General features: G+C 67.2%; 26 protein-coding genes, 1 tRNA gene and 1 pseudogene. 10 read left to right on the forward strand and 18 right to left on the reverse strand.

Features of this window, described 5'->3' with window-relative positions; genetic code table 11:
• Positions 1 to 1,011: 1,011 nt before the first annotated feature.
• Together HLH29_RS17320 and HLH29_RS17325 are read right to left on the reverse strand one after the other, a co-directional pair.
• Positions 1,012 to 1,458 carry a DUF192 domain-containing protein gene (locus HLH29_RS17320; protein WP_246374393.1) on the reverse strand — a complete coding sequence of 149 codons (447 nt, stop codon included), beginning with the start codon at positions 1,456 to 1,458 and terminating at the stop codon, positions 1,012 to 1,014.
• Between the two features lie 95 nt (positions 1,459 to 1,553).
• The gene (locus tag HLH29_RS17325) at positions 1,554 to 2,234 is read right to left on the reverse strand and encodes an MBL fold metallo-hydrolase (protein ID WP_182968633.1); all 681 of its coding nucleotides are present in this window, start codon (positions 2,232 to 2,234) and stop codon (positions 1,554 to 1,556) included.
• 185 nt (positions 2,235 to 2,419) lie between these two features.
• On the opposite strand from HLH29_RS17325, the gene HLH29_RS17330 reads away from it, so the two are divergent.
• The 4 genes from HLH29_RS17330 to HLH29_RS17345 all read left to right on the forward strand — a co-directional run bounded on the left by HLH29_RS17330 (position 2,420) and on the right by HLH29_RS17345 (position 5,668).
• On the forward strand, positions 2,420 to 3,493 hold the full coding sequence (locus tag HLH29_RS17330; protein WP_182968657.1) for an XdhC family protein: 1,074 nt from the start codon (positions 2,420 to 2,422) through the stop codon (positions 3,491 to 3,493).
• Complete coding sequence (locus HLH29_RS17335) at positions 3,490 to 4,236, forward strand: nucleotidyltransferase family protein (RefSeq protein ID WP_182968634.1); 747 nt, start codon at positions 3,490 to 3,492, stop codon at positions 4,234 to 4,236. The genes HLH29_RS17330 and HLH29_RS17335 overlap by 4 nt, the downstream gene beginning before the upstream one ends.
• Positions 4,237 to 4,248: 12 nt before the next feature.
• Positions 4,249 to 4,599, forward strand: coding sequence for a RidA family protein (locus HLH29_RS17340; RefSeq protein ID WP_182968635.1), 351 nt, complete (start codon positions 4,249 to 4,251; stop codon positions 4,597 to 4,599).
• A gap of 316 nt (positions 4,600 to 4,915) precedes the next feature.
• The gene (locus tag HLH29_RS17345; protein WP_182968636.1) at positions 4,916 to 5,668 is read left to right on the forward strand and encodes a CHAP domain-containing protein; all 753 of its coding nucleotides are present in this window, start codon (positions 4,916 to 4,918) and stop codon (positions 5,666 to 5,668) included.
• Between the two features lie 220 nt (positions 5,669 to 5,888).
• Here HLH29_RS17345 and HLH29_RS17350 read toward each other — a convergent pair whose 3' ends face one another.
• The 14 genes and pseudogenes from HLH29_RS17350 to rfaD form a co-directional block, all read right to left on the reverse strand.
• Entirely contained in the window at positions 5,889 to 6,344 is a 456-nt protein-coding gene (locus HLH29_RS17350) for a 23S rRNA (pseudouridine(1915)-N(3))-methyltransferase RlmH (protein ID WP_182968658.1), read from the reverse strand.
• A 14-nt stretch (positions 6,345 to 6,358) separates the two neighbouring features.
• Positions 6,359 to 6,820, reverse strand: coding sequence for a ribosome silencing factor (gene rsfS, locus HLH29_RS17355; protein ID WP_338030285.1), 462 nt, complete (start codon positions 6,818 to 6,820; stop codon positions 6,359 to 6,361).
• Positions 6,821 to 6,961: 141 nt separating this feature from the next.
• Positions 6,962 to 7,567, reverse strand: a pseudogene (locus tag HLH29_RS17360) (nicotinate-nucleotide adenylyltransferase); the annotation flags it as partial.
• Between the two features lie 2 nt (positions 7,568 to 7,569).
• Complete coding sequence (locus tag HLH29_RS17365) at positions 7,570 to 8,829, reverse strand: glutamate-5-semialdehyde dehydrogenase (RefSeq protein ID WP_408871991.1); 1,260 nt, start codon at positions 8,827 to 8,829, stop codon at positions 7,570 to 7,572.
• A 238-nt stretch (positions 8,830 to 9,067) separates the two neighbouring features.
• Positions 9,068 to 10,162 (reverse strand): redox-regulated ATPase YchF, encoded by a 1,095-nt coding sequence (gene ychF, locus HLH29_RS17370; RefSeq protein WP_182968638.1) that lies wholly within the window; start codon positions 10,160 to 10,162, stop codon positions 9,068 to 9,070.
• Positions 10,162 to 10,740 carry an aminoacyl-tRNA hydrolase gene (pth, locus tag HLH29_RS17375; RefSeq protein ID WP_182968639.1) on the reverse strand — a complete coding sequence of 193 codons (579 nt, stop codon included), beginning with the start codon at positions 10,738 to 10,740 and terminating at the stop codon, positions 10,162 to 10,164. Before pth ends, ychF begins: the two co-directional genes overlap by 1 nt.
• Before the next feature lie 34 nt (positions 10,741 to 10,774).
• On the reverse strand, positions 10,775 to 11,416 hold the full coding sequence (locus HLH29_RS17380; protein WP_182968640.1) for a 50S ribosomal protein L25/general stress protein Ctc: 642 nt from the start codon (positions 11,414 to 11,416) through the stop codon (positions 10,775 to 10,777).
• A 276-nt stretch (positions 11,417 to 11,692) separates the two neighbouring features.
• The gene (locus HLH29_RS17385; RefSeq protein ID WP_182968641.1) at positions 11,693 to 12,289 is read right to left on the reverse strand and encodes a histidine phosphatase family protein; all 597 of its coding nucleotides are present in this window, start codon (positions 12,287 to 12,289) and stop codon (positions 11,693 to 11,695) included.
• A 79-nt stretch (positions 12,290 to 12,368) separates the two neighbouring features.
• Positions 12,369 to 13,349 carry a ribose-phosphate pyrophosphokinase gene (locus HLH29_RS17390; RefSeq protein ID WP_182968642.1) on the reverse strand — a complete coding sequence of 327 codons (981 nt, stop codon included), beginning with the start codon at positions 13,347 to 13,349 and terminating at the stop codon, positions 12,369 to 12,371.
• A 119-nt stretch (positions 13,350 to 13,468) separates the two neighbouring features.
• Positions 13,469 to 14,431: a hypothetical protein gene (locus HLH29_RS17395; protein WP_182968643.1), complete on the reverse strand. Its 963-nt coding sequence runs from the start codon at positions 14,429 to 14,431 to the stop codon at positions 13,469 to 13,471.
• A complete protein-coding gene (gene pgeF / locus HLH29_RS17400; protein ID WP_408871992.1) occupies positions 14,428 to 15,219 on the reverse strand; it encodes a peptidoglycan editing factor PgeF in 792 nt (263 codons plus the stop codon). Before pgeF ends, HLH29_RS17395 begins: the two co-directional genes overlap by 4 nt.
• 35 nt (positions 15,220 to 15,254) lie before the next feature.
• Positions 15,255 to 16,289: a class I SAM-dependent methyltransferase gene (locus tag HLH29_RS17405; protein ID WP_338030284.1), complete on the reverse strand. Its 1,035-nt coding sequence runs from the start codon at positions 16,287 to 16,289 to the stop codon at positions 15,255 to 15,257.
• Complete coding sequence (gene lgt, locus HLH29_RS17410; protein WP_182968645.1) at positions 16,286 to 17,140, reverse strand: prolipoprotein diacylglyceryl transferase; 855 nt, start codon at positions 17,138 to 17,140, stop codon at positions 16,286 to 16,288. The genes HLH29_RS17405 and lgt overlap by 4 nt, the downstream gene beginning before the upstream one ends.
• 43 nt (positions 17,141 to 17,183) lie before the next feature.
• A complete protein-coding gene (rfaD, locus tag HLH29_RS17415; RefSeq protein ID WP_182968646.1) occupies positions 17,184 to 18,164 on the reverse strand; it encodes an ADP-glyceromanno-heptose 6-epimerase in 981 nt (326 codons plus the stop codon).
• A gap of 183 nt (positions 18,165 to 18,347) precedes the next feature.
• Here rfaD and HLH29_RS17420 point away from each other — a divergent pair, with 183 nt between their 5' ends.
• From HLH29_RS17420 to HLH29_RS17440, 5 genes are all read left to right on the forward strand, one after another.
• A complete protein-coding gene (locus tag HLH29_RS17420; protein ID WP_182968647.1) occupies positions 18,348 to 18,671 on the forward strand; it encodes an accessory factor UbiK family protein in 324 nt (107 codons plus the stop codon).
• Positions 18,672 to 18,862: 191 nt separating this feature from the next.
• On the forward strand, positions 18,863 to 19,366 hold the full coding sequence (locus HLH29_RS17425) for a type III secretion system chaperone family protein (RefSeq protein WP_182950292.1): 504 nt from the start codon (positions 18,863 to 18,865) through the stop codon (positions 19,364 to 19,366).
• Between the two features lie 14 nt (positions 19,367 to 19,380).
• Entirely contained in the window at positions 19,381 to 20,193 is an 813-nt protein-coding gene (gene proC, locus HLH29_RS17430; protein WP_182968661.1) for a pyrroline-5-carboxylate reductase, read from the forward strand.
• 104 nt (positions 20,194 to 20,297) lie between these two features.
• On the forward strand, positions 20,298 to 20,948 hold the full coding sequence (locus HLH29_RS17435) for a TetR family transcriptional regulator (RefSeq protein ID WP_182968662.1): 651 nt from the start codon (positions 20,298 to 20,300) through the stop codon (positions 20,946 to 20,948).
• A 77-nt stretch (positions 20,949 to 21,025) separates the two neighbouring features.
• Positions 21,026 to 21,100 (forward strand) — tRNA-Gln (locus HLH29_RS17440).
• A gap of 473 nt (positions 21,101 to 21,573) precedes the next feature.
• Here the strand turns inward: HLH29_RS17440 and HLH29_RS17445 are convergent.
• The gene (locus HLH29_RS17445; protein ID WP_182968648.1) at positions 21,574 to 21,843 is read right to left on the reverse strand and encodes an HU family DNA-binding protein; all 270 of its coding nucleotides are present in this window, start codon (positions 21,841 to 21,843) and stop codon (positions 21,574 to 21,576) included.
• A 247-nt stretch (positions 21,844 to 22,090) separates the two neighbouring features.
• Between HLH29_RS17445 and HLH29_RS17450 the strand changes: the two genes are divergently transcribed.
• Positions 22,091 to 23,011: a rhamnan synthesis F family protein gene (locus HLH29_RS17450; RefSeq protein ID WP_182968649.1), complete on the forward strand. Its 921-nt coding sequence runs from the start codon at positions 22,091 to 22,093 to the stop codon at positions 23,009 to 23,011.
• On the opposite strand, the gene HLH29_RS17455 is transcribed toward HLH29_RS17450, so the two are convergent.
• A complete protein-coding gene (locus HLH29_RS17455; RefSeq protein WP_182968650.1) occupies positions 22,920 to 25,643 on the reverse strand; it encodes a glycosyltransferase in 2,724 nt (907 codons plus the stop codon). The genes HLH29_RS17450 and HLH29_RS17455 overlap by 92 nt on opposite strands.
• Positions 25,644 to 25,651: the final 8 nt, after the last annotated feature.

The raw sequence follows: 25,651 nt of genomic DNA on the forward strand, positions 1-25,651 counted from the left end.
CAAACACCCCAGAAGGGCCAAAGAAACTAGCAGGTCATCCCCACCAGGTCAAGAACCTCAGCCCCGGCGGTGAAGAGCGATCTACACCCCACCCCTAACACCGTCAACAGCCGACTTTCATCCGAGGGCATAAAAAATTCACCCCTGCGCCTCCCAGGCCGCCGCAAGGCGCAGGAAACCGGGTTTTTTCCCGATTCAAAAAAATCACGTGGATGACTCAGAACTCCCCGGATACGCCCACCCGTGATTCGCCCCGCCGCCTTTATCCGCAACATTCTGCGGTCGGCACGCGACTCATAGCTGAAGAAAACAGCGAATCAGGCGATCAGCGGCGCCACCGTCGCCTCCCGGCTGTCGGTCCATGACCGATCATGGAGACTGCCCCATCGGATCCAACCCTACGAGAGGACCGCGCTCCGGCATCTTTTGGGCCGACGTCCCGTCGGTACCCTCATGACAAGGGCAGGCAGCCAGACGGGATGGCCCACATTGAGATCGGCAGCATCAACGCCACCATGATCCCAATCCGCCGGATTGCAGAAGGGGACGGTCACGCCAGTTTCAGAAGCAACACGACCGCACACCGAACCTGGATCCGCCAAGCCCGAGGCCAGGATGCCATGCATAAGAGGCACAAGGCCTGATCGTCGCATGCAGCAGCATGCTCAGCATACCGTCCTTCGTCGTAGCTCAAGGGCAACCCATTGCAGACGGACCACCAATCCCGCCAAAACCTATAGCGGCAGCACATGAGGCTGATCGCAGATCGTTACCAGCCCCAACACCATCGGAATTTTCGGCTCTACGCGCTACTGAACCGTATCCTCCGCTGGGAACGGAGCGACATCCATCGCTCTACTCACCGCTTCGGACGAAGGCCTGCCGCAGCGCAGCGATTCGACGCATGCCTCCCAACATCGGCGCGGCGCGGAGCGGCCCGATCGACCGCAGCCCCCGAAGCGCAGGAAACACCCACCGAATCGCCGGCAGAACAGCCGTGTCAGCTGTCTCTCAGCCTGCCGGGGCCGTGAGCGTCTTGCTGTCCACCTTGTCACCAACGACGATGCCCAGCTTTTCGGTCAAGCCGCCCTGCAATTCCAGCGTTGCGCGCACTGGCCCATGGCTGCTGATCCGCGCCAGGCTCTGCGGCACGGCATTCTCGGCAATCGCCGAAATCCGCCCATCCTCGCCGATGAAGACGATATCCAACGAGACCAGCGTATTCTCCATCCACATGTCGCTCTGCTGCGGATAGGGCCAGACGAACAGCATGCCGCGATCGGCCGGCACCGAGGTACGGAACATCTCGCCGATGCGCTGCTGGCCCGGGGTGGTGGCCAGTTCGACGGAGAAGACGTGCTTCGCCCCCTTCGCGTTCGTGATGGTCAGGTTTTCGCGCGGCAGTTCGGACTGCGCCTTGGTCGGGGTGTCATCCTGGGCCCGGGCCGTTCCGACCATCTGCCCTCCGGCCAGCGCCACGACCAGACCGCACGCAGCGGCACACATGCGCATATCCCACATCATTCATTGCTCTCTTCTGTTTGTCGGCGGCATCAACGCAGGAACGGGTTGGTACGCCGCTCGGCGCCAATCGTGGTCATGTCCCCATGGCCGGGCAGGATCGTCACCTCGTCGCCCAACGGCAGAAGACGATCGGTAATGGCCTGAAGCAGTTGAGGACCGTTTCCATAGGGAAAATCGGTGCGTCCGACCGATCCGCGAAACAACGTATCCCCCACGAAGGCAAAACCGGCCTTCGGGTCGTGGAACACCACATGGCCAGGCGTGTGACCGGGAACATGCAGCACCGCCAGCGACCGGCCCAGCACCGGCAGGATTTCACCATCGGTCACATAACGGTCCACCGTCACGTTGCCCATACCGGTCAACCCATACCGGGCCGCCTGCGCCGCGATATCGGACAGCAGGAACGCATCGCGCTCATCCGGCCCGATGATCGGCACCGTTCCACCCTGAAGGCGAACCAGTTCGTTACGCAGCGCATCCGCCCCACCGGCATGGTCCAGATGGCCATGCGTCAGCAGGATGCAGTCCACCGTCAGGTCACGCGCCGCGAGCGCGTGCAGCAGGACAGGAACATCCCCGCCCGGATCGACCACCACCGCATGGCGGGTGACGGGGTCCCACAGGATCGAACAATTCTGCCCGAAGGCGGTCACCGGCACGACAGCCAGTTCCAGCCCGGCCAGATCCGGCGTGGAAGACAAAGACATGATGACGACTCCTGGCCTTACGCGCCGCGAAGGCGGGTTCCGGGCTGGTTTCCGACCTCCGGCCCGCACCCGGCACCAAAGGTTTCCGTTGTGTACGAGCCGGCGGCCAGTGGAGCAAGACTGCCCTGCCCCGCAGCGGGCACCGCTGGCCTGTCTATATCCGCGCTGATAGAGTGGCCGACATGATGTCGCAGCCCCTCCTTCACGATCCGCTGGACCTGGCCATCGCCTGGGCCGAAGCCGGGCAGCCGGCGGCGCTGGCCACCGTCATCGCCACCTGGGGCAGTTCCCCGCGTCCCTCCGGCAGCATGATGGCGGTCAATGGCGGCGGCCGCATCGAAGGATCGGTCAGCGGCGGCTGCGTCGAGGCGTCCGTCCTCGATGCGGCGATGACCGCTATGCATGATGGCCGGCCCAACCTGCTGTCCTATGGCGTGACATCGGAACAGGCATGGACAGTCGGCCTGGCCTGCGGCGGCGAACTGGACGTGCTGGTGGAAGCGATCGGACCAGGCGGCACCCTGCCCATGGCCATATTGCGCACGGCGGTCGCGTTGCGGCACCAGCGGAAACCGGCGCTGCTGGCGACGCGCCTGTCCGACATGCACCACGTCCTGATCACACGCACGGCCGGCGATGAACCCACAAGCGTCGCCGACGACCCGATCGATCCGCACCTGGCTCCGATGCTGGAGCAGGTGTTCCGCGATGGCCGCAGCCGCCGCGTCACCTGTGCAGACGACGAATCCTGGTTCCTGCACCTGCTGACGGCACCCTATCGGCTGCTGATCGTCGGCGCGGTCCATATCGCCCAGGTCCTGGCCCCGCTGGCGACAACGATGGGCTTCGCGGTGACCGTCATCGACCCGCGCACGCAACTGGCCACCCCGGAACGCTTTCCCGGCATCGCACTGGTCACCGAATGGCCGGACGAAGCCCTGGAAACCCTTTCCATCGACACCCATACCGCGATCGTCACCCTGACCCATGACGCCAAGCTGGACGACCCCACCCTGCGGACGGCATTGGACAGCCCTGCCTTCTATATAGGTGCGCTGGGGTCGCGTAAGACGCAGGCATCGCGACTGGCCCGGCTGGCAGCCGACGGTATCGGCCCCGAACGAACGGCACGCATCCACGGACCGGTCGGGCTGGCCATCGGCGCGATCGGCGCTTCCGAGATCGCCCTGTCGATCCTGGCGGAAATCGTGGCCGTGCGCCGCGACGCCACCCTGGGCCGCCACCCCGGCTGGACATGATTCCGGCTCCAGCCCCCATCACCGCATTGATTCTGGCCGCCGGCCAGTCGTCACGCTCGGCCCCGCACCACAAGCTGCTGGTCGCCGACGCTACGGGCACACCGATGATCGTCCGCACCCTGCAGGCCGTATGCATCGGCGCGGTCGACCATGTCGTCATCGTGCTGGGCCACCGCGCGGCAGAGCTGCAGGCCGCGATCGACGCCCACGCACCCTATGCCCGGCCCGTGAATATCACCGTCGCGGCCGACCATGCGACCGGCCTGTCCGCCAGCCTGCGCGCCGGCCTGCAGGCAATCGCCGACCGACCCGCCGCAGGCGTGCTGGTCTGCCTGGGCGACATGCCGAACCTTCGCCCGGACCTGATCGACCGGCTGATCACCCGCCATCGGCGCGACACGCCACCCGTCACGATCCCCGTTCACGCCGGGCGACAGGGCCATCCCGTCCTGTGGGACCGGACGATGATCCCGGAGTTGAGGACCCTGAACGGCGACCGGGGCGGCGGCGCCCTGATCCGCACCCTGGGCGCCCGCGCGGCCATCGTGCCGGGCGACGAGACGATCCATGAGGATTTCGACACGCCCGCCCGGCTGGAACGGTTCGCCGTGACAATGTCATCCCCTGGGCCATCCCCCGGGCCGCCCCCTGGGCCGCCCCCGGAGCCACACCCCAGGGCGGTTGACCGCCCCCGGCCCGGTGTCGGAGAAGGGCAGGCGCGGCCCGGGTGGCCGCCAACATGAAGGACTGGCCCAATGAGCAAGATCATCCGCACGGAACCGAACGCGATCCTGTCCAAGGTCGTGGAATATCACGGCTTCCTGTTTACCCAGGGTTTCGTCGCGCGCGACCTGAAGGGCGACGTCTCCGCCCAGACGCGCGATATTCTGGAGCAGATCGACGAAGCGCTGGAACTGCACGGCACGGACAAGACCCGCCTGCTCCAGGCCCAGATCTGGCTGAAGGACATCACCGACCGCGATGCCCTGAATGTCCTGTGGTCCGCCTGGCTGCCCAAGGATGGCGCCCCGGCCCGCGCCTGCGTCCAGGCCACGATGGCCAGCCCGGACGTCCTGGTCGAGATCATGCTGATCTGCACCAAGTAAGCCCTCGACCCGCTCGGGAGCGGGACCCGCCAGCCACAAAGGCTGTCGCTTTTATGCAACGGGTCCCGATTCCGATTCTGCTGCCGCCTGCCTCGGACCTTTCGTCCACCCGGCTCCCCTCAATTTCCATTTTTCATTGAAAAACTGCGGTCTGCATTTTTCCATAAGGAATATATTCCTATTTTTTGAATCCAAACTGCCGGTTTTCTGAAAATGTCATCGATCGCGCACGAGAAATGCGGCGGCGTCTTGTCAGGGTTGCGGCCTCGTTGCTACCCCTGTTTGGGCAACGACAGTGCGTATGAGGTCTTGTGGGATGCGGGCAGGTGGTTTGGGACGTGCGTTCCTCTTTTCTGTAGCAGCGGCGTCCTTGGGCCTCGTCTTCTCCTCCAACGCAGATGCCCGCCAGTCGGTTCATCGCGCCACGCATATCACCCATGCCAATCATACGGCCTACACCGCGCATCATGGACGCCACGTCGCGTTCCGCACCGGCAGGCATCATGAAGCAGGCCGGGTCATCCAGTGCGTGGCCTTCGCCAAGTCGGCATCCGACGTCATGCTGCGCGGAAACGCCGCCAACTGGTGGTACAACGCCGCCGGCGTCTACGCCCGCGGTGCCGCGCCCGAAGCCGGCAGCATCCTGAATTTCCGCGCCAACCGCCGCATGCCGCTGGGTCATGTCGCGGTCGTCCGCCAGATCGTCGACAGCCGCACCATCGTGATCGACCAGTCGCATTGGGCCCAGCGCGGCATCAGCCGCAACGTGGCGGTGATCGACGTCTCGCCCAACAATGACTGGACGGCGGTTCGCGTCGCGCTGAACCAGAACGGCGCCTATGGCAGCATCTATCCGACCTACGGGTTCATCTATTCCCGCCCGGACAGCAGCGGCCGCATCATGACCGCCAGCAGCGAGCGCTCGATCCCGCAGCCCCTCAACAGCGCACCGAGCGACCTGCGCCACCCGATGCGGACGACCGAAGTGGCCGAAGCGCCCGAGAGCCTGCCGAGCGTCACCTACGGCCACGCCTTCCGCGAAGACGCCCCGAACCGTTCCATTCGTTAAGAACCTGATCGAAACACTGATGGATCACCGCCGCCGCGCATAACATTCGGGCTCCAAAAGCCTGCTTGGAAATGTGGGCTGGTGAGCGAGAGTGCCGCAAAGCGGCACGCCCGTCGTGTGTTTCCGAGCATCGGAGCGGAGCGGCCTCAATGGCCGTGAGCACCGAAGCACAGGAAACGCGCGTCGGATCGCCACCAGCCCGCATTTACAAGCAGGCTTTTCAGGGGCGTCCGGCGCGGTGGTAGGGATGGCCTGACGCAATCGCCCGCGCGCGGTAAAGCTGCTCGGCCAGCAAGCCCCGCACCAGCATATGCGGCCACGTCATGGGCCCCAGCGACAATGTATCGTCGGCACGCGCCAGCACCGGCCCATCCAGCCCTTCCGCTCCCCCGATCAGGAAACAGACCGGCCGCGACAGGCCCAGCCAGCGCTCGACATGCCGGGCAAAATCCAGGCTGGCATGCGCCCGCCCGCCTTCGTCCATTGCAATGACGAAGGCCCGGTCAGGCAGGGCGGAGAGCAGAGCCTGCCCTTCGCGCCGCTTGATTTCCGCGGCAGCCCCCCTGCCCTCGGCGACCTCGACCATGTCCAGCTTCGGCGTCAGCCGTTCGGCATAACGCTGGAACAGGTCGCGTTCCACACGGTCCTTCATGCGCCCGACAGCGATCAGCCGCATCATCGGACCGCGTCCTATTCGGCCTCCGGGGCCCCGCCGGGCGGCACGTCGAGATCGGCCCCCCACATGCGCTCCAGACCGTACTGGGCCCGCGCGTCGGTCTTGAACAGGTGCACGACAATGTCCCCGGCATCGATCAGCACCCAGTCGGACCCATTCGCGCCCTCGATCAGCACCCGCTTCAGCCCCGCTTCACCCAGCTTGCGCTCCAGATGCGTCGCCATCGCCGAAATCTGGCGGTCGGCAATGCCGGTCGCGATCACCATCCGGTCGGCGAACGACGCACGCCCCGTCAGGTCCAGCACCACGATATCCTCGCCCTTGTCGTCGGCCAGGCTCTCGGTGATGACCGTCAGATATTTTTCGAGCTTGCTGATTTCCGCCGGTTCGCGGTTCACCGCCTTGCCGGGGCCGGCAACGGCCGCCTTCTTGCGCGGCGTGCCCGGCGCCCGTGCGGCACCGGGTACCGCGGCCAATCCGGCCGGAGTCTTTCTGCCGGTCGTGCCGGCTGTCTTCTTGGGTGCCGTGCGACGAGTGGTACCCGTATCGGCCGGAGGCTTCCTGGCGATGACTCTTACTCCTGCTTCATCCTGTGCGGGATCACCTTGCCGCGCCATCGCGCTCTTCAACGCGCCGGCACGCAATTCCGTTGCTGATATACCGATCTGCGGGGCAGGAAGAAAGGCCCAGGCACACGGCGCGCAATCGGCCAGGATCGGCGCCTCCCGCGCCGGCCGCCGCCAGCGGCCGAGCGCCAGCGCCGCCCGCCCCCGCAAAGCCGCCGGATTGTAAGAGGGCCGGGGCAGCACCGCGAACGGAACCATCGAGACGATACGCCGCCAGCACCGCCAGCGGGGCAATTCCGCCAGCCCATCCGCCCCCATCAGCCAGACGAATTCCACATTGGGAAAACGCCTGACCAGCAAAGCCAGCGTGTCGACCGTATAGCGGGTTCCAAGATGCCGCTCGATATCGGTGGCGATGATGCGCCGCCCATCGACCTGTGCCGCTACCGCCGCCAGCCTGGCCGCAAGCGGCGCCATGCCCTTTGCAGGTTTCAGCGGATTGCCCGGCGAGACCATCAGCCAGACCTGATCGAGCCGCAACAGCCGCAACGCCCGCCGCGCCAGTTGCAGATGGCCGACATGCACCGGATTGAACGATCCCCCCAGGAGACCGACCCGGATGCGCCGCCCGTCTCCCCACACCGGAAGCGCTGTCATGGTCAGGGACGAAGCTGGCCCGTCCCGATGACTTCGTAGCGAAAGGTCGTCAACTGCTCCAGCCCGACCGGACCACGCGCATGGATGCGCCCGGTCGCGATGCCGATTTCCGCCCCGAATCCGAACTCCCCGCCATCGCAGAACTGGGTCGAGGCATTCCACATCACCACCGCGCTGTCGGTGCCGTTCAGGAACCGCGCCGCAACCGCCGCATCCTCGGTCACGATCGCCTCGGTATGCGCACTGCCGAACCGCGCGATATGCGCCAGCGCATCGTCCACCCCATCGACCACCGCGATCGACAGGATCGCATCCAGCCATTCGGTACCGAAATCGGCCTCACTGGCCGCCGGCAGATCGGGCAGAATCGCCCGCGCCCGCGCATCCGCCCTGAAGGCACATCCCTTGGCCGCCAGATCCGCAACAATGCCCGGCAACAGCGCCGGCGCCACCGCAGCATCGATCAGCAGCGTCTCGGTCGCGCCGCAAATCCCCGTCCGACGCATCTTGGCATTGACCACCAACGCCCGCGCCATCTCCGGATCGGCGGCTTCATGGACATAGGTGTGGCACAGCCCCTCGGCATGCGCGAGCACCGGCACCCGCGCCTCGCGCTGCACGCGCTCGACCAGCGACTTGCCGCCACGCGGAATGATCAGGTCGATCTGCCCGGCCGCCCCCAGCATATCCGCCACATGGCGCCGGTCGGTATCGGGCGCGATCTGCACCGCCGCCTCCGGCAGGCCGGCGGCACGCAGGCCGGCCGCCATCGCCCCATGGATGGCCCGCGCGCTATGCAGGCTCTCCGACCCGCCGCGCAGGATCACCGCATTGCCCGACTTGATGCACAGGCCCGCCGCATCGGCACCGACATTGGGGCGACTTTCATAGATCATGCCAATCACGCCCACCGGCGTGGCCACCCGGCTGATGCGCAGCCCATTGGGCCGAGTCCACTCCGCCAGCACCCGCCCGACCGGATCAGGCAGCTGCGCGATATCTTCCAGCCCCGCCGCCATCGCCTCCACCCGCGCCGGGGTCAGGGTCAGCCGATCACGGAACGCGGCGGTCGCGGTAGATGCGGCAAGATCAAGCGCATTCGCCGCCAGGATCTCGTCCTGCCGCTCCCGCAGGGCAGCCGCCGCATGGCGCAGGGCGGCGTTGCGCGTCTCGGACGAACTCTGCGCCAGAACCCGGGCGGCGGCACGGGCCCGCGCGGCCAGCTCCGGCATGGCCGGGGCCCACTGGCCCTCTGCTTCCATGACGGACGTGACTGCGTTCATAGCCGGCCTCCCTGCCTCGATAACGGCTCATTTTCGAACCGCACGCCCGGCATGGGCAAGGGAGAAAAAAGCCGGGCGATCATTTCCCGTTCTTTTTTGCAAAAAAGAACCAAAAAACGCTGATTCGTTCAGGAGCCTTGCGCTTGCACCGTAGGAGGCTCCTGAACGGAAAAAAGTCTTTTTGCTTCTTTTTCTTCAGAAAAAGAAGAAGGGCCTCTTACACGTTGAAGCGGAACAGCAGGACATCCCCATCCTGCACCACATAATCACGGCCTTCGATCCGCAGCTTGCCTGCTTCCTTGGCCCCGGCCTCGCCCTGATACCGGACATAATCCTCATAGGCGACGGTCTCGCAGGCAATGAAGCCCCGCTCGAAATCGTTATGAATCACGGCGGCGGCCTGCGGCGCGCGGGTGCCGGCCGTAATCGTCCAGGCGCGGGTTTCCTTCGGCCCGACCGTGAAATAGGTTCGCAGCCCCAGCAGCCCGTACCCGGCGGCAATCACGCGATCCAGCCCGCTATCGGTCAGGCCCAGCCCTTCGAGGAACTCCTTGCGGTCCTCGGCCCCCAACTGGCTGACTTCCGCCTCGATCGCCGCCGAAACGACAACAGCGGCTGCCCCTTCAGCCTCCGCGCGGGCCTGCACCTTCTTCGAGAACGCATTGCCGGTGGCCGCCGAAGCCTCCTCGACATTGCACACATACAGGACCGGCTTGCTGGTCATCAGCTGCAGGCGGCGCACGGCCTCCTCCTGCCCGGCCGGGATCGCCTTGCGCGCCGGCTGCCCCTCGCGCAGGGCCGCAATCAGCGGCTCCATCAGCGCGACCTGAGCGGCGGCCTCGCGATCATTGCCCTTGGCCTTCTTCTGCAGGGCAACGATCCGCTTTTCCAGCGACTCCAGGTCGGCCAGCATCAGCTCGGTCTCGATAATCTCCGCATCACGGATCGGATCGACCCCGCCTTCGACATGCGTGATGTCGTCATCCTCGAAACAGCGCAGCACATGGATGATCGCATCGACCTCGCGGATATTGGCCAGGAACTGGTTGCCCAGCCCCTCCCCGCGCGAGGCGCCGCGCACCAGGCCCGCGATATCGACGAACTCCAGGCTGGTCGGCAGGATCTTCTGCGACTTGCCGATCGCCGCCAGCGCCGACAGGCGTGGGTCAGGCACCGCCACCCGGCCGACATTCGGCTCGATGGTGCAGAACGGATAATTCGCGGCCTGGGCCGAAGCCGTCTCGGTCAGGGCGTTGAACAGGGTCGACTTGCCGACATTCGGCAGGCCCACGATACCGCAATTGAACCCCATCAGCCCTTCTCCCCGGCCAGCATGGCCATTTTGGTCATGAACAGTTCGGGCTTCCCGTCCGCAAGGACCGGCGCCGTGTCGGACAGGCCGTCGAGCATCGGCTCCAGCCAGTCCTGATCGCTTTTCGAGAAATCGCCCAGCACATGGCCCGTCACACGCTCCCGCGCGCCGGGGTGCCCGATGCCGAGGCGTACCCGCCAGTAATCCTGGCTGCCCAGCATCCTGTCCATCGACCGCAGGCCGTTATGGCCCGCCGCCCCACCGCCCCGCTTCACCCGCACCCGACCGGGCGCCAGGTCCAGCTCGTCATGGAAGGCAGTGATGGACTCGACCGGTATCTTGTAGAAGGCAGCCGCCTGCTGAACGCTTTCACCCGAAAGGTTCATATAGGTCATGGGCTTGAGCAGCAGCACCTTGTGCATGCCCACCCGCCCCTCGGCCACCTCGCCGCGAAAGCGTTTCCGCCATGGCGTGAAGCCATGGCGGGACGCGATGCGGTCGACGGCCATGAAACCGACATTGTGCCGATGCCGGCTCATTCCCGGCTCAGGATTACCGAGCCCGGTCCAGAGCAGCATTACGCGTTCCTGTCGTCTGGCCGTCTGGCCGTTCTTACTTCTTCGCCGCGCCCTTGCCCGGAGCCGCCTTGGCCGGGGCCGCCGCTGCTTCCGCAGGAGCCGTGTCGTCGACGCTCGGCGCCGCGACGGTGGCGATGACGAAGTTCGGGATCTGCAGAAGCGGCGTCACATCCGCGGTGCCCTGCAGATCGTCCCAGCGCACGTTGTCGTGGATGTCGAGCTGCGACAGATCGACCGTGAACGAGGACGGAATGTTCGCCGGATCGACGCTGACTTCCACGCTGTGGCGGACGATGTTCAGCACGCCGCCGCGCTTGATGCCGGGGGACTTGTCTTCACCGGTGAAGATGATGCGCACTTCGACATGCACGTGCTCGCCGGCGGCCAGACGCTGGAAGTCGACATGGACCGGCTGGTCGGTCACCGGGTGAAGCTGGACTTCACGCATCAGCGCGGTGGACGACACACCGTCGACGGTGATGTCGTACACGCGCGAACGCCAGCCGCCCTTGTGCATCTCGCGCAGCACCAGACGCGGGTCCAGCGCGATCAGCGTCGGTTCCTGCTTCGCACCATAGACAACGGCCGGCACCTGACCGGCACGCCTCGTCGCGCGCGCTGCCCCCTTACCAGCCTTCGCGCGCGAAGAAGCCTCGAGTTTCGTAAATTGGGTCACTGTAATGCTCCTGAAAACCTGTTCACGCAGGCCTCCAGGGGTGCCCGCGCGTGGGGGCGTTTAACGGAAAAGCCCGGCCGAGGCAAATATTTCGGCACCAACCGACGCTCTCGGAGGCTGTTTCAAAAGCTTCGATGGTGAGTGGAAGCGTGGCGCCCGCCACGCGTCTGGCGGTGGTTTCCGAGCATCGGAGCGGAGCGGCCTTGATGGCCGAGAGCACCGAAGCGCAGGAAACCGCCGTCAGGCCGCCGCCAGCGGGGTTTTTGAAACAGCCTCTCAGCCCATCACGTCCAGGCTCCACACCGCGGCGCCATCCGCCGGCGGCTGAACCCACAGCGGCGTGGCATTGGGCAGGCGCACATTGGCCGGCAGGCCCATCGCCGACCGCAGGGCCCGGAACATCGCCCCGTGGCAGACGATCAGCACCGTCCCCTCGCCATCCAGCGCGCGGTTCACGGCCGCCACCGCCCGGGCCCGCAGCTCGGCGAACGGTTCGGCGCCCTTCGGCGTATACTCTCCGGCAATCCAGCTATCGTACCAGTCGCCCATGGGCTGACCTTCCTGATCGCCGAAGCAGACTTCCTGGAGCCCGTCATCCACCGCAACCGGCACGGCTTCCGCCCCAGGCCCGGCCATCGCCCGCGCCACGATCTGCGCCGTACGCAGGGCACGGCTGAGCGGCGAGGACACGATCCGCGCAACCGGCGCATACGCGGCCTCGTCCCGGGCCAGCAGCGCACCCGCCGCCTCGGCCTGGGCGATTCCGCGCGCGTTCAGGGGAATATCGGACCGCCCCTGAGAGCGCCCCTCGGCGTTCCAGTCCGTCTCGCCATGACGCAGATACCAGTAAGGCCGGGCGATCATCCGGGTCATGTCCGGGGGCTCCTATTATCGATCCACCCATCCCGGATAGGTCGCCGGCCCCCCACCGGTCAATCCGATGCGTGTCCCCTCAGTCGAACAGCGAGGAGACCGAGCTTTCGTCCGACACCGCCCGCATGGCGCGCGACAGCAGGTTGGCGGTGCTGATCTGGCGGATATTCTCCGCCTTCGCCACGGCTTCGGTCGCGGCGATGCTGTCGGTCAGCGTCAGCATGCGGATCGGCGACTGGGCGACGCGCGACACCGCGCTGCCGGTCAGCACGCCGTGGGTCACATAGGCCTCGACCGCCACCGCGCCCTCGTTCATCAGCGCCACGGCGGCATTGCACAGCGACCCGCCGCTATCGACGATATCGTCGACCAGGATGCAATAGCGGCCGCGCACGTCGCCGATCACGTTCATCACCTCGGACACGCCGGCCCGCTCGCGCCGCTTGTCGATGATCGCCAGGTCCACATTCAACCGCTGCGCCAGTTGCCGGGCGCGCACCACGCCGCCGACATCGGGCGAGACGATCATCAGATTCTCGAACCCGCCGGGAATCTCCAGCGCCGGCGCCGCATAGGGCAGCGAACCGGGCTCGATCCGCCCCTTGATGTCGCGCGTGAACAGCGGCGCGGCGTAGAGATTGTCCACCGGAATGTCGAAGAAGCCCTGGATCTGCATCGCATGCAGGTCCATCGTCAGGATGCGGTTCGCCCCGGCCTCGACCAGCAGGTTCGCCACCAGCTTGGCGCTGATCGGCGTGCGGGGCCCGGATTTGCGATCCTGCCGCGCATAGCCGAAATAGGGCATCACCGCCGTGACCCGACGCGCCGACCCGCGACGCAGCGCGTCGAGCATGATCAGCAGCTCCATCAGATTGTCGTTGGTCGGCGAGCAGGTGCTCTGAATGACGAAGACGTCCTCGCCACGCACATTCTCATGGATCTCGACGAACACTTCCATGTCCGCGAAGCGCCGGACCGAGACATTGCACAGCGGCATCCGCAATTCCGCCGCGACCTTCTCGGCCAGGGGCAAATTGCTGTTACAGGCGACGATCTTCATCTGGCAACGCTCCCGGACGGCGCACTCATGGCTGGCGCGCGGGTTCTAGCAATCGCGCCCCGTCCTGTCATCCGTCTCGCGTATCGATCGCGCATGTCGGCCATGCCGCGAACGCGGGATCATCCTTGGCGTTGCGCCTTCGCCACAGCAGGCGCCCCGGCGGGCGGCGGCAGCGGCGTGTTGTCACGCCCCGAATAGCGCGAAATCACCTGCCGCACCCCACCCGCCGCCTCCTGCGCGGCGGCAATGGCAACCTCGCCCCAATACCCATCCAGCGAATGGGCATCGATGTCATGCAGCTGCGTGGCAGCCCCCGATTCCTTGCCCTGCGCGTCCACCACCCGCCACACCAGTTGCAGATGCTGCTGCGGATGGCCGGAGCCCCCGGGAATGACCTCGCTGACACTCACCGCGCAGGAAACGGTGAAATCCGCCTCGCGCGGACTCTCCTGCACCGCATCCTCGGCATCCCGCAGCGACGCCACGAAGGCCTGGGCCAGCGCCACGTCGCCATCGCCCGGCGCCCCCTTCACCCCGGCGAAATAGATCCGCGCGGCCCGATGCTTCAGACTGTGCGGGTCCTGCGCCATCTGATCGGCCTGGATGCCCGTCAGGGCACCCGCGATCGCCAGCGCAAGCTGGCGCGCGGACTGCCGCAGGGCCTCCGCATCGCCGGCCGCCCAGACGGCGGCGGGAACACCCACCCCTTCCCCGGAGCCGCGCACCGCACCGGCCGGCGTCATGATGCTGTAGGTCGGGACCACCTGCCCGCCACGCGCCTCCGCCCCCAGCCGCAGCCACCAATCGCCGGGGCGCACCGGCTGGGCCAGGGCCGGCACCGTCTGCTCCAGCAGGGCGGCCGCCATGTCGCGGCTCCATTCCCGCGCGGCATCGTCACCCAGCAGGGCCGCCGCCGGCAGCGGAATCGCCAGCCGCGCCGGCGGCGCATTGCGCGCCAGCGACCGCCCGACCCGCCCCGGATCGCGGAACGGGTGCGGCACGTCCAGACATCCGGACAGAAGCAGCAGACTGGCGGCACCGGCCAGACCAGCGAGACGACGAACAGGAAGCACGCGAATCATGCCAGACCTGTAGCACCAGCCGGCGCGATGACCGAAATCTGGTGCCCGATCGGCCCGCCCCCCGCCAGCGTCCGCCGCCGATGGCTGAAAAAGCGCACCTCGTCGCCCAGCGTGTCGACACCCAGCGCCACCGCCTGTCCCACGCCCGCACGGCGCAGGCGCGCCACGCAATACCCCGCCAGATCGAACTGAAAATGATCCGCCCGCCGGCCAGCGGCAAAGAACGATGCCGCCGCCGGATCGGCCGCCAGCGCCTGGGCGCGCATATCGCCCCCAACCTCGTAACTGTCCTGCGCAATGCACGGACCGACCACCGCCCGCACCGAAGACGCCGCCGCCCCCAGCGCCACCATGGCCGCCAGCGTCGCCTCCAGCACACCGCCGACGGCCCCGCGCCACCCCGCATGCGCCGCCCCAACGACCCTGCCATCCGCCGAGGCGAACAGGACCGGCCCGCAATCGGCGGTAATCACCCCCAGCGCCAGACCCGGCCGGTCGGTCACCATCGCGTCGGCGGCCGGTCCCTGTCCCACCGGCCAGGGCACCGTCACCGTCGCCACCCCGTCGCCATGCACCTGCGTCACGCCCAGCAAATATTCCGGCGCCACACCCATGGCCAGCGCCACCCGCCGCCGGTTTTCCGCCAGCGCCGCCGGATCGTCGCCCGAGCGGGTCGAGCAGTTGAGGCTGGCATAAGGCCCCTCCGACACGCCGCCCAACCGGGTAAAGAACCCGTGCGGCACACCGCCCAGCAGATCATGGCGCAGGATCGCATCCGAAGGAATCATCCCCTCGATATCATCACGGATCATGGCATCCTCCCTCATCGCGCATCGCCTCCGGCCGGCTCGACAGCAAAACCGGGGGGCGCGGGCAGACCCGGCGACGTGATCGCCAGTGCCTTGAACAGGCGCCCCATCCGGTCCGGCGCCGCCAGCCGCTGGGCGGCGTCACGAATGGCATGGGCTTCCACCGGCGGCCGGTTGCGGGCCAGTTGCTCCGCCCGCGCGAACAGGCCCAGCCCGGCCAGCAGCGCCCCCTGCGTCACGCTGCCATGGCAGGCCGCCCCCGCCGCCGCGCGGGCAAAGGCCGCGAAATCGACATGCGCCGTCAGGTCCGCCAGCCCGGGATCGGCCAGCGGCCAGGCCGGCTGGCCATCCCGCAGGGCCTGCAACGTGTCGCCCCACAGCGCGCCGTCATACCCGTAATCGATGAACAGGGCCGTGCCGGGCGACCGGGCAAACCGCGCCGCCAGCCTCCGCGCCACCGCCAGCGCCTCCGGGCAGCATTCCAGGATCTCGCCCTCGGGCACGGGCCGGTCGAACGGCGCCTCCGGCAGGTCTTCTGCCGGCAGGGCCACAAACCCCACCCCGTCCACAAAGCGTTCGCTCCACCCCGCCCCGGTCCTGACGAACTGCCGGATCGGCAACGCATCGAGAAATTCATTGGCCAGCAGGATCATCGGCCCGTCCGGCAGCGCCTCGATCCGGTCATGCCACGCCACCGGCTGCGCCGTCCGCCCCGCCAGCGCCGCGCGCTGCACCTCCCGCAGCCGGGGCGAGGTCTCGACCAGATGCACCCGCGCCGCTTCATGACAATCCGGCGCAACCCGCGCCAGCAGCCGCGTCATGTCGGCCATCAGCGTACCGCGCCCGGGTCCCGCCTCGGCCAGGATGAACGGGTCCGGCCGCCCCATCCCCTGCCACGCAATGGCCACCCAGGCACCGAGGATCTCACCGAACATCTGCGAGATCTCGGGCGCCGTGACAAAATCGGCGAACGGGTCGCGCCCGGCATAATAGGCCGCATTGGCCCGCGCCATGAACCGGTCCAGCCGCTCCGGCGCGGTACCGCTCACGGGCGTTCCGCCTCTTCCGTCCCGATTGCGGCCGGCATCAGCACCGGACGCGGCGGCCGCATCATCGCCTGCGCCATCAGTCCCGCCCCCGCGATCGCCATCGGAATGCACAGGATCTGCCCCATCGTGGTCCCGAAGGGCAGGAACCCGATAAACGCATCGGGCTCGCGGAAGAACTCGCAGAAACTGCGCGCCACCGCATAGCCGAACAGGAACAGCCCGGCGAGGAAGCCCGGCCGTTCGCGAATCCGTTCGCTGCGCGCCACCAGCCACATGATCGTAAACAGCACCGCACCTTCCAGCAGCGCCTCATACAGTTCCGAAGGATGGCGCGGCTCCGGCCCCGCCTGCGGAAAGACCATCGCCCAGGGCAGGTCGGCCGGCGCGGCACGGCCCCACAATTCCCCGTTGATGAAGTTCGCGACCCGGCCCAGCCCCAGCCCCATCGGCACCACGATGGTCACCCGGTCGGAAAAGGCCAGGAAGCTCAGCCCGTTGCGCCAGGCAAACAGGGCCAGCGCCAAGACCACCCCCAGCGCGCCGCCATGGAAGGACATCCCGCCATGCCACACCTGCAGGGCGGCCAGCGGATGCTCCAGATAAAGCTGGGGCTGATAGAACAGGATATAGCCCAGCCGCCCCCCCAGCACGACGCCGAGCGTCGCCCAGGTCAGGAAATCGTCGACCTGCTCCGGCGTGCCGGCCTGCGGCGTCAGCGTGACCAGACGGCGCACCAGCCGCCAGCCGACCACCAGCGCGGTGATATAGGCCATGGCATACCAGCGGATCGCCAGCGGCCCGACATGCACCATGACCGGATCGAATTGCGGAAAGATCAGTACAGGCAGCATGCGGCGTCCTTCGACGTCGAAAAGGGCAGAAACCGGGCGGGCGTCACAGATACGCGTCGTCGGTGGCGAGATAATCGTGAACGTAACGGCGGATGCCATCCTCCAGCGACGTGAAGGGCCTGGTGTATCCCGCCGCCCGCAGCCGCGTCATGTCGGCGCAGGTATAGGATTGATATTGCCCCCGCAGCGCCTCGGGCATGTCGACGAACGCGACCTGCCGGGGCAGCCCGGCCGCATCGCACACCGCATGGGCCAGGTCCAGATAGGTCCGCGCGACGCCGGTGCCGCAATTGAACAGCCCGCTGACCTGCGGATTGTCCAGCAGCCACAGCATGACGTTCACCACGTCTCCCACCCAGATGAAGTCGCGCGCCTGCGCCCCATCGGCCAGCCCCGGCACGTTCGAGCGGAACAGCGTGGCCGGCTGGCCACGACGCACCTCGTCGTACTTCACCTTGACGACCGAGATCATGCCGCCCTTGTGATACTCGTTGGGGCCGTAGACGTTGAAGAATTTCAGCCCGGCCCATTGCGCGGGCGCCGGCTCCCCCCCGGCAACCCAGCCCTGCACATGGCGGTCGAACACATGTTTCGACCAGCCATACAGGTTCAGCGGCCGCAGCGCCTCCAGCCGCGCCGGATCGTCGGAAAACGGCTCCGGCCGGTCGGCGCCGCCATAGGTCGCGGCCGAGGACGCATAGATGAACCGCGCCCCTTCCCGCGCGCACCACTGCCACAGGCGCGCCGACAGATCGACATTGGTCCGCCAGACCAGGTCGCCATCCCGGGCGGTCGTCTCGCTGATCGCACCCATATGCAGCACGGCCGACACGTCCGGCCGAGTGTCCAGGAACGCGTCCAGCGCCTCGGGGGCCACCAGCCGGTCGGGCGCATGGCGCGCCACGTTGCGCCATTTGTCGCCCGTCCCCAGCCAGTCGACGACCACCGTCTCCTCGCCCCGCGCCCGCAGCGCCGCCTGTAGACACGAGCCGATGAAACCGGCCCCTCCGGTGATGATGATCATGCCCTACTCTATAAAACAGATCGCGCCGCGTTCGAAGAGGCGCCACGTCAGCCACCCACCCATCCGCATTGGCGGATGGCCTTGCGGCGCCGGACTGTCTATATGCTGCGCATGCAATTCCCTGTCCGTGCCGCCCCGGCGGGTGCGGGCGCAGACCCGGCAGTGAACACAGGAGGACCCGCCATGTCCGACAGGCCACGCTTTTTTGACGATCTCGCCGGTGTCGCCGGCGGCGCGCTCTCGGCCCTGGCCGGCGTGCGCGAGGAGGTCGGCGCCATCGTCCGCGTGCGGGTCGACGAAGTGCTGTCGACGCTGAACCTGGTCCGGCGCGAGGAATTCGAGGTCGTGCGCGAACTCGCCGCCCGCGCCCGCGCGGCCCAGGAGGATTCCGACGCCCGTCTGGCGGCACTGGAAGCACGAGTCGCGACGCTGGAAGCCATCATCACTCCGGACCAGCCCTTCCAGGCCCCTGAACCGCCGGGCGGCCCGTTCGGCAATTACGCCTGAAAAATAAATTTTTCGTCTCCATTGTCCGCACGCATGCGCGTGCGCTTGCCAGCATGGCAAGACCGCCCATAGGGTTGGGGTGTGACCGCGTTCCCACCCGTGGCGGGAACGGCACACGGTCCGTTCTGCAGACGTACGGGGTCCGACGCTCGACGCCGGCCCCCTCCCTCCACGGCCTAGGGGAGTCCCACATGCCTGCCCTCTCCATCTCCTCTCCCAAGCATGACGCCAACCCGCTCGACCTGATGGAACAGATCGTCGGCGGGTACGAATGGGCGTTCGAACGCCGCAACGATTCGGAAATGGCCGCCGAGGCCCCCGGGAAATGGTGCGACTACGGTCTGTACTTCTCCTGGTCGCGCGAAGTCAGCGCCATGCATTTCACCTGCACGTTCGACCTCAAGGTCCCGCCCCAGCAGCGCCGGGCCCTGTTCGAACTGGTGGCGCTGGCCAACGAGCGGTTGTGGATCGGTCATTTCGGGATGGACCTGGAAAGCGGGATGCCACTGTTTCGCCACGCCGTCCTGCTGCGCGGCGCACCCGGCGCGTCGATGGAAAGCCTGGAAGACATGATCGACATCGCCATCACCGAGTGCGAACGCTTCTACCCCGCCTTCCAGTTCGTGCTGTGGGGCGGCAAGACCCCGACCGAGGCGCTCGAGGCCGCCATGCTCGACTGCGCGGGCGAGGCGTGACCGAGGGAAAGACCCTGGCGGGTTCGCTTCCCCCGCTGCTGCTCGTCGGATGCGGGCAGATGGGCGGAGCGATGCTGGCCGGCTGGCTGGCGGACGGGCTGGCCCCGTCCGTCATTCTCGACCGGCACCGCGACGATATCCCGGCACCGCACAGCGTGGTCCGGCAGGCCTCCGACCTGCCGGACGATTTCGCGCCCGCCCTGATCATCCTGGCGACGAAACCGCAGAAGGCGGCCGAGATCCTGCCCTCTATCGCGCATTTCGCCCGCCACGCGCCAATCCTGTCGGTCATGGCCGGCAAGACGGTCGGCGGCCTCACCGCAGCCCTTGCCGAAGCCGGCACTCCGGGCGCGACCGTCATCCGCGCCATGCCCAACACCCCCAGCGCCGTCGGCCAGGGCATGACCGTCTGCTTCGCCCCTCCCACGGCGACCGAGGCCGATCGCGCACTCTGCACCCGCCTCCTTTCGGCGGTGGGCGACGTGGCCTGGGTGGCGGACGAGGCCCAGATGGATGCCGTCACCGCCGTATCCGGCAGCGGCCCGGCCTATGTCTTCCTGCTGGCCGAGCTGATGGAGCAGGCCGGCATCGCCCAGGGCCTGCCCGCCGACCTGGCCCGGCGGATCGCCCGGCGCACCGTCTCGGGCGCCGGCGCGCTGATGGAACAGTCCGGCATCGACGCGGCCGAACTGCGCCGCCGCGTCACCAGCCCCGGCGGCACGACCCAGCAGGCGCTGGAGGTGCTGATGGCCCCGCAGGCCTGGCCGGCGACGATGGAGCAGGCCATCGCCGCCGCCACGCGGCGCGCGCGCGAACTCGCATCCTGAGCAGCGAACTTGCACGCGCCTGCGCCGTAATTTAACCGCAATGAAGACCAAGCCTTCCGGATCGGCCGGACCAGGCCACAGACCAGATGACCGTCAGAAAGCTTATGGATAACGATCAGTTCGACGATGCCCTGCTTCGCGCCGCCATGGAGCGTGCCGCCCTTTACGGCTGGGGACGGCTGAGCGTCGTCGATGCCGCGCGCGATGCCGGCGTTCCGCTGGACGAGGCAAGGCGCCGCTTTCCGGTCAAGACCGCCATCCTGCTGAAGCTGGGACGGCTGGCCGACGAATCCGCCCTGGTCGATGACGGCAGCACCGGCGACGTGCGGGAACGGCTGTTCGACGTGCTGATGCGCCGCTTCGACGTCCTGCAGCAATATCGCGAGGGCGTGCGCGCGGTCATGCGCGCCCTGCCGTTCGACCCCGCGCTGGCCCTGTTCCTGGCCGCCACGACGGCCGAGAGCATGCGCTGGATGGCGGGCGCCGCCGGCCTCGACATCTCCGGCCCCGCGGGCGCGCTGCGCATCCAGGGCCTGATCGGCGTCTGGGCCTATACGATGCGCGCGTGGGAACGCGATGACAGCGAGGACATGTCCCGCACCATGGCGGCCCTGGACCAGGCGCTGGACCGCGCCGCCCGCCTGGGCAGCATGCTGACCCGGCGCCGCGCGGCCACGCCGGAGATCACGCAGCCCATGGAGCCGATCGATCCGTCGATCGACCTGCCGCTCGACCCGCAGCCCGATCAGTTCTAAACCCGCGATACAGAACCCCCTTTACGCGGCCCCGTCCTTCCCTCTAGAAGGGCGTGGCCGACACGATCGGGTCCAAATGGGGCGTAGCCAAGCGGTAAGGCAGCGGATTTTGATTCCGCCATGCGGAGGTTCGAATCCTCCCGCCCCAGCCAGTCTCACAATGCGATGCCATGCTCCCCCGCCGCTGCCCCCTCGAACGCAGGGGCCGGGCGCGACCGGCCATGCATCCGCAGCGGAGCCCATCCCCATCGTCGCCACGGGTCTTCTTCATATTGATTTCGAAAAAAATAAGGTATTGAAGATTTCCGTTGCGCGATCGCATCGTCAGCCGGTCATGACAATTATGCCGGCCGCGCGCAGCCTGTCCGCAACAGATGAATCAGTGGACCCGGATGCCGGGATTTCATAATCAGGAAGACATGCGCAGGATATTTCCGACCTCGACCCTGACAGACCGAAATCCTGGCCATTCCTTGCGCTGACGACGCCATGATCGCGTCAGGACCGGGCCCCTGAAGAACAGAACCGGCGCGCCCTCTCCGATCGGGCAGAGAAAGCGGATCTTTTCACGCCCGTCACGCGGGCGCGGGCCACGGCCGACAGGCGGCCGTGGCGGGAAGGCTGTTCAGACCGCCTTCTTCAGGTTCGGACTGGCCTTGAAACGAACGGTCTTGCCGGCCTTCACCTTCACCGGCTCGCCGGTGCGCGGGTTCAGCGCCTTGCGCGCCTTGGTCTTCTTGACCGTAAAGGTCCCGAAAGACGGCAGCGTGAACCCGCCTTCCTTCTTCAGTTCCTTGACGATCGCAGCAATCAGATCGGACGCGGCCTGGTTGGCGGCGACCCCCGTGCAGTCGATCGAATCCTGGATGACGGCTGCAATGAAGGCTTTGCTCATGTGTTCTCTCTTCTCCTGCCAGGTCCTGGAAATACATTCGCAACGGGGCGGACCGTTGCGACGCTCTGAATCAGCGGTCGCGGCTTTTAGCGCGCTGTTAAATATTATGCCACAAAATTCTTTGATGCATGCGAATTCTTGCTGACACGCACTGCGAAATAGCCACCCCTTCCCGAAACTGCCCGATTTCGCGGAAAACTGGACAAGAGACGATGAAAGATAACGGCCTCGCACCACTTTTCGTCCGATGACCCGGCCGCGCGTCACCTGCCTGTTCGCCCAATACGACCCGGCAGGCCTGCTGCGCCCACATGTCCGCCATTACCTGGGCGAGCTCGCCGCCTGCGGCATGACGGTCCATCTCGCGCTTTCGGGGGCCCGCGACCTGTCGGCGGACATCGCCCGCTTCTGCGCGGAGCGGGGCATCACGCCGCATCTCCGGCCCAATCGCGGCATGGATTTCGGCGCATGGCAGGATCTTCTGGCCGCCGGCTGCGCCAGGGGCGCCGAACGGGTCGTCCTTGCCAATGACAGCGTGTTCGGCCCGCTGCGTCCCCTGGCACCGATCCTGGACCGCATGATGGCGCGCCCCGCCGATGTCTGGGGCCTCGTCGAATCCCGCTTTCCGGTCTGGCATCTGCAATCCTGGTTCCTGTGCTTCGGCGCCGATGCACTCGCCCACCCGGCCATCCAGCGCGTCCTCACCCTGCCATTCGCCGAGATGAACAAGGACGAGATCATCCTGCACGGCGAAATGGGCCTGGGCACCGCCATCCGCGCGGCGGGCCTGCGCACGGCCTCGGCCTGGGCCGACACTGCACGGGGGCCGCGCCGCCTCGTCCCCGTCAATCCGATGCATATCGACTGGCTGTCGATCGCGCGCGCGCCCGACACCCCCTTCATCAAGATCGAGCTTCTGCGCGACAATCCCTGTGGAATCGGCTGGACAGGCGCCTGGCGCGGCCTGCTGGCAAAACGCGATCATTTCCCCGCCGCCTGGATCGACGACATGCTGCGTGGCCGGCCCGACACCGCCTGCATGGCCGGGTGGAAAAGCCGCCTGCTGTTCCTGCTGCTCAGCCGGGACCGGCCGGCAATCCTTCGGGCCATGACCCGGCGGCCCCCCGCAGCAGTTCCAGCAATGTCTCCGCCTGCTGTTGCCAGGTAACCAGTTGGCTCTTGCAGGGATTGACATGGCCCGCCAGACGGTCCGGCCGGTCCAGCAGTTCCGTCACCGCCGCCACAAGCGCGTCCGCATCGGCCGTCAGCCCGATCAAGGTGCCGTTCACGCCGGCGACGATATCCTCCGCCTGCCCCCCCGGCGCCGAGGCAACAACCCATACGTCGCGGGCCAGGGCCTCGCGTACGGTCAGGCCATAGCTTTCCGGCCAGCATGACGGAAACAGCAGGACGTCGATCGAATCAAAGAAGGCATCGATCGTCCCGTCATCATAGGCCGGCACCACCTCGACCGTGCCCTGCGTCCGCCAGTCGGCGACGTCGACCGTGTTCATGCCCAGCACCGTCTTGTTGTCGACCAGGCGCAGCACCCAGTCTCCCCGCCCCAGTGCCTCGAACGCAGCACGGATCAGCGGATAACCCTTCACCGCCTCCACACCCCCGACATAGCCGAAACGCAGCGGGCTGCCGGCCGGCCGCCGCGACCTGCGCCCGACCGGCCAGCGAAAGCCGTTGCGGTGCACCACGATCCGCGCCGGATCGACACCATTGGACAGATGCAGGTCGCGATGCGTGGCGCTGGGGCTGAGCAGAAGTGCTGCATCGCGCAACGCGGCCCCCGCCAGCGCCGCCCGATCCTCCAAATGCCGTGCCTCCGATTGGCAGCGCTGGCAGGTCCGAAGATCGATCTGTTTCTGGCCGCAGAACCGCCCATCCGCGCGCACCATGAACTGCCGGTCGCACAACCACCAGGAATCATGCAGCGTGATGACATAAGGAATGCCCCGCGCCCGGCACACATCCACCAGCCCCACGCCCAGCCCCTGGGTGGCATGAAGATGGACCACATCGGGACGAAACGCCGCGACATGCTGGTCGAACAGCGCGGCGGCCGCCGGATGATGAAACATCATGATGCCATCGGCCGTCGCCGGCAGATCGACCGCCACCACCGGCACGCCGCGATGCGTATAGCGCGCCGCCGCCGCCGGACGGTCCGGATCGCCCGCATGGCCCGGCCGGGCGGTGAAAACCGACAGCGCGGCCCGCCCGCTGGCCTGCAACCGCTCGACCATTTTCACGGCAACATGCGTCGCCCCGCCGAAAGCCCTCGGCGGGTAATAGACATTCACGCACAACACCCTCAACCGCCCGTCCCGGACCACGGGCGGCGGCGCACCGAATGCCGCCCGCACCTGCGCCTGCGCCACCCGCGCGGGGGCATAGCGCGCCATGACATCGGCACGCGCCCGCTCCCCCATGGCGCGCCGCAGCGCCCCATCGCCCGCCAGCACCAGAAGCGCACGCGTCCAGTCCGCTTCGCGCGCGGCCAGACAACCGGTGTGGCCATCGACGATCACATCGGCAAAAGCCCGCCGGGGCGAACAGACCAGCGGCACGCCGACAGCGGCAGCTTCCAGATATTTGATGTTGCTCTTCGCATCATTGAAGACACTGTCTTCCAGAGGCGCGATCGCGATATCCGCGCGCGCCATCAGCGCCAGATAATCCGCATAGGGCCGGCCGGGCATCACCACGACCCGCTCACCCAGCGCCCGTATCGCGGGCGGCAATGCCAGCTCGCCCACAATCCACAGCACCAGCCGCGCATCTTCCGCCATTGCCGCGATCAGCCCAGGCGCCGCCACAAGAAAATCGGCATCATGCGTGCGCGTGCCCGATCCGTAGATCACGACGACCGGCCCGCCCTCATCGTCCGCCCGGCGCGGCAGGGATGCCAGAGCCGACCGCGCCGCATCCAGCGTTTCCGCATCAAGTGCGTTGTCGATAACGGCCACGTCCACCACGCCGGCATCCAGCATCGCCTGTGCCAGAACGGGGGTGGAGGCAATTCCCTTTTCACATCCCAGCATGCAGGCACGGAACAGTCCCGCCCCGAACAGAAGCTGCCCACGCTCCTGTTTCGACAGCATCGCCAGGTTGCCGTTCCGGGCATACAGGTCACGGTCGAAGATCAGATCGTCGACCTCCCACCAGGACGGAATGGCGAGACGACGCGCCTCCTCCAGCATCCCCTGCACGGACGCGAAGGCCGGCACGCGATAGAACACCACGCCGGAACAGAATTGCAGCGCACCGAGCGCCTCTTCGGTATGGCGCCAATCCACCACCCGGCATTCCCAGCCCAGAAGCCGCATCTGTTCGACGCGCTGCCAGACACGATATTTCGCACATTGGGCCAGCCTGATTTCCGCGATGATCAGGATCACGGGCGTCCAGTCGGCCGGCGTCACCACGGGCAGGATCTCTTCCTGCCCCCGGCGCGATGGGGCGCCGGACGCGCGCGGAAACAGCGCGCGCCCGACATAGCCCAATGCCGGCCCGATTCCGTCACGCCCGACCCGGGCCCACAGGCGCGCCGCCGCCTCGCCCAACGGGCGGCCAAACGGATCGCGACCGAGCGTCATCGCCCGGACGATCCGCGCCACACGCAGGAGACGACCGGACAATGCCCGATCCTGCAGCGTCACCAGATGGCGCAACCGGTCCAGTTCCGCCCGCAGATCCGCCGCCCGCGCGGCCTGTAGCCGCACACCGGCCTGCGCAAGGCCAGGATCGTCGGCAGGCAACAGGCCGGAAGCGGAAGCGGAACCGTCCATGTGCTGCG

It is taken from the genome of Gluconacetobacter tumulicola (assembly GCF_014174215.1).
Classification (GTDB): Bacteria; Pseudomonadota; Alphaproteobacteria; order Acetobacterales; family Acetobacteraceae; genus Gluconacetobacter; species Gluconacetobacter tumulicola.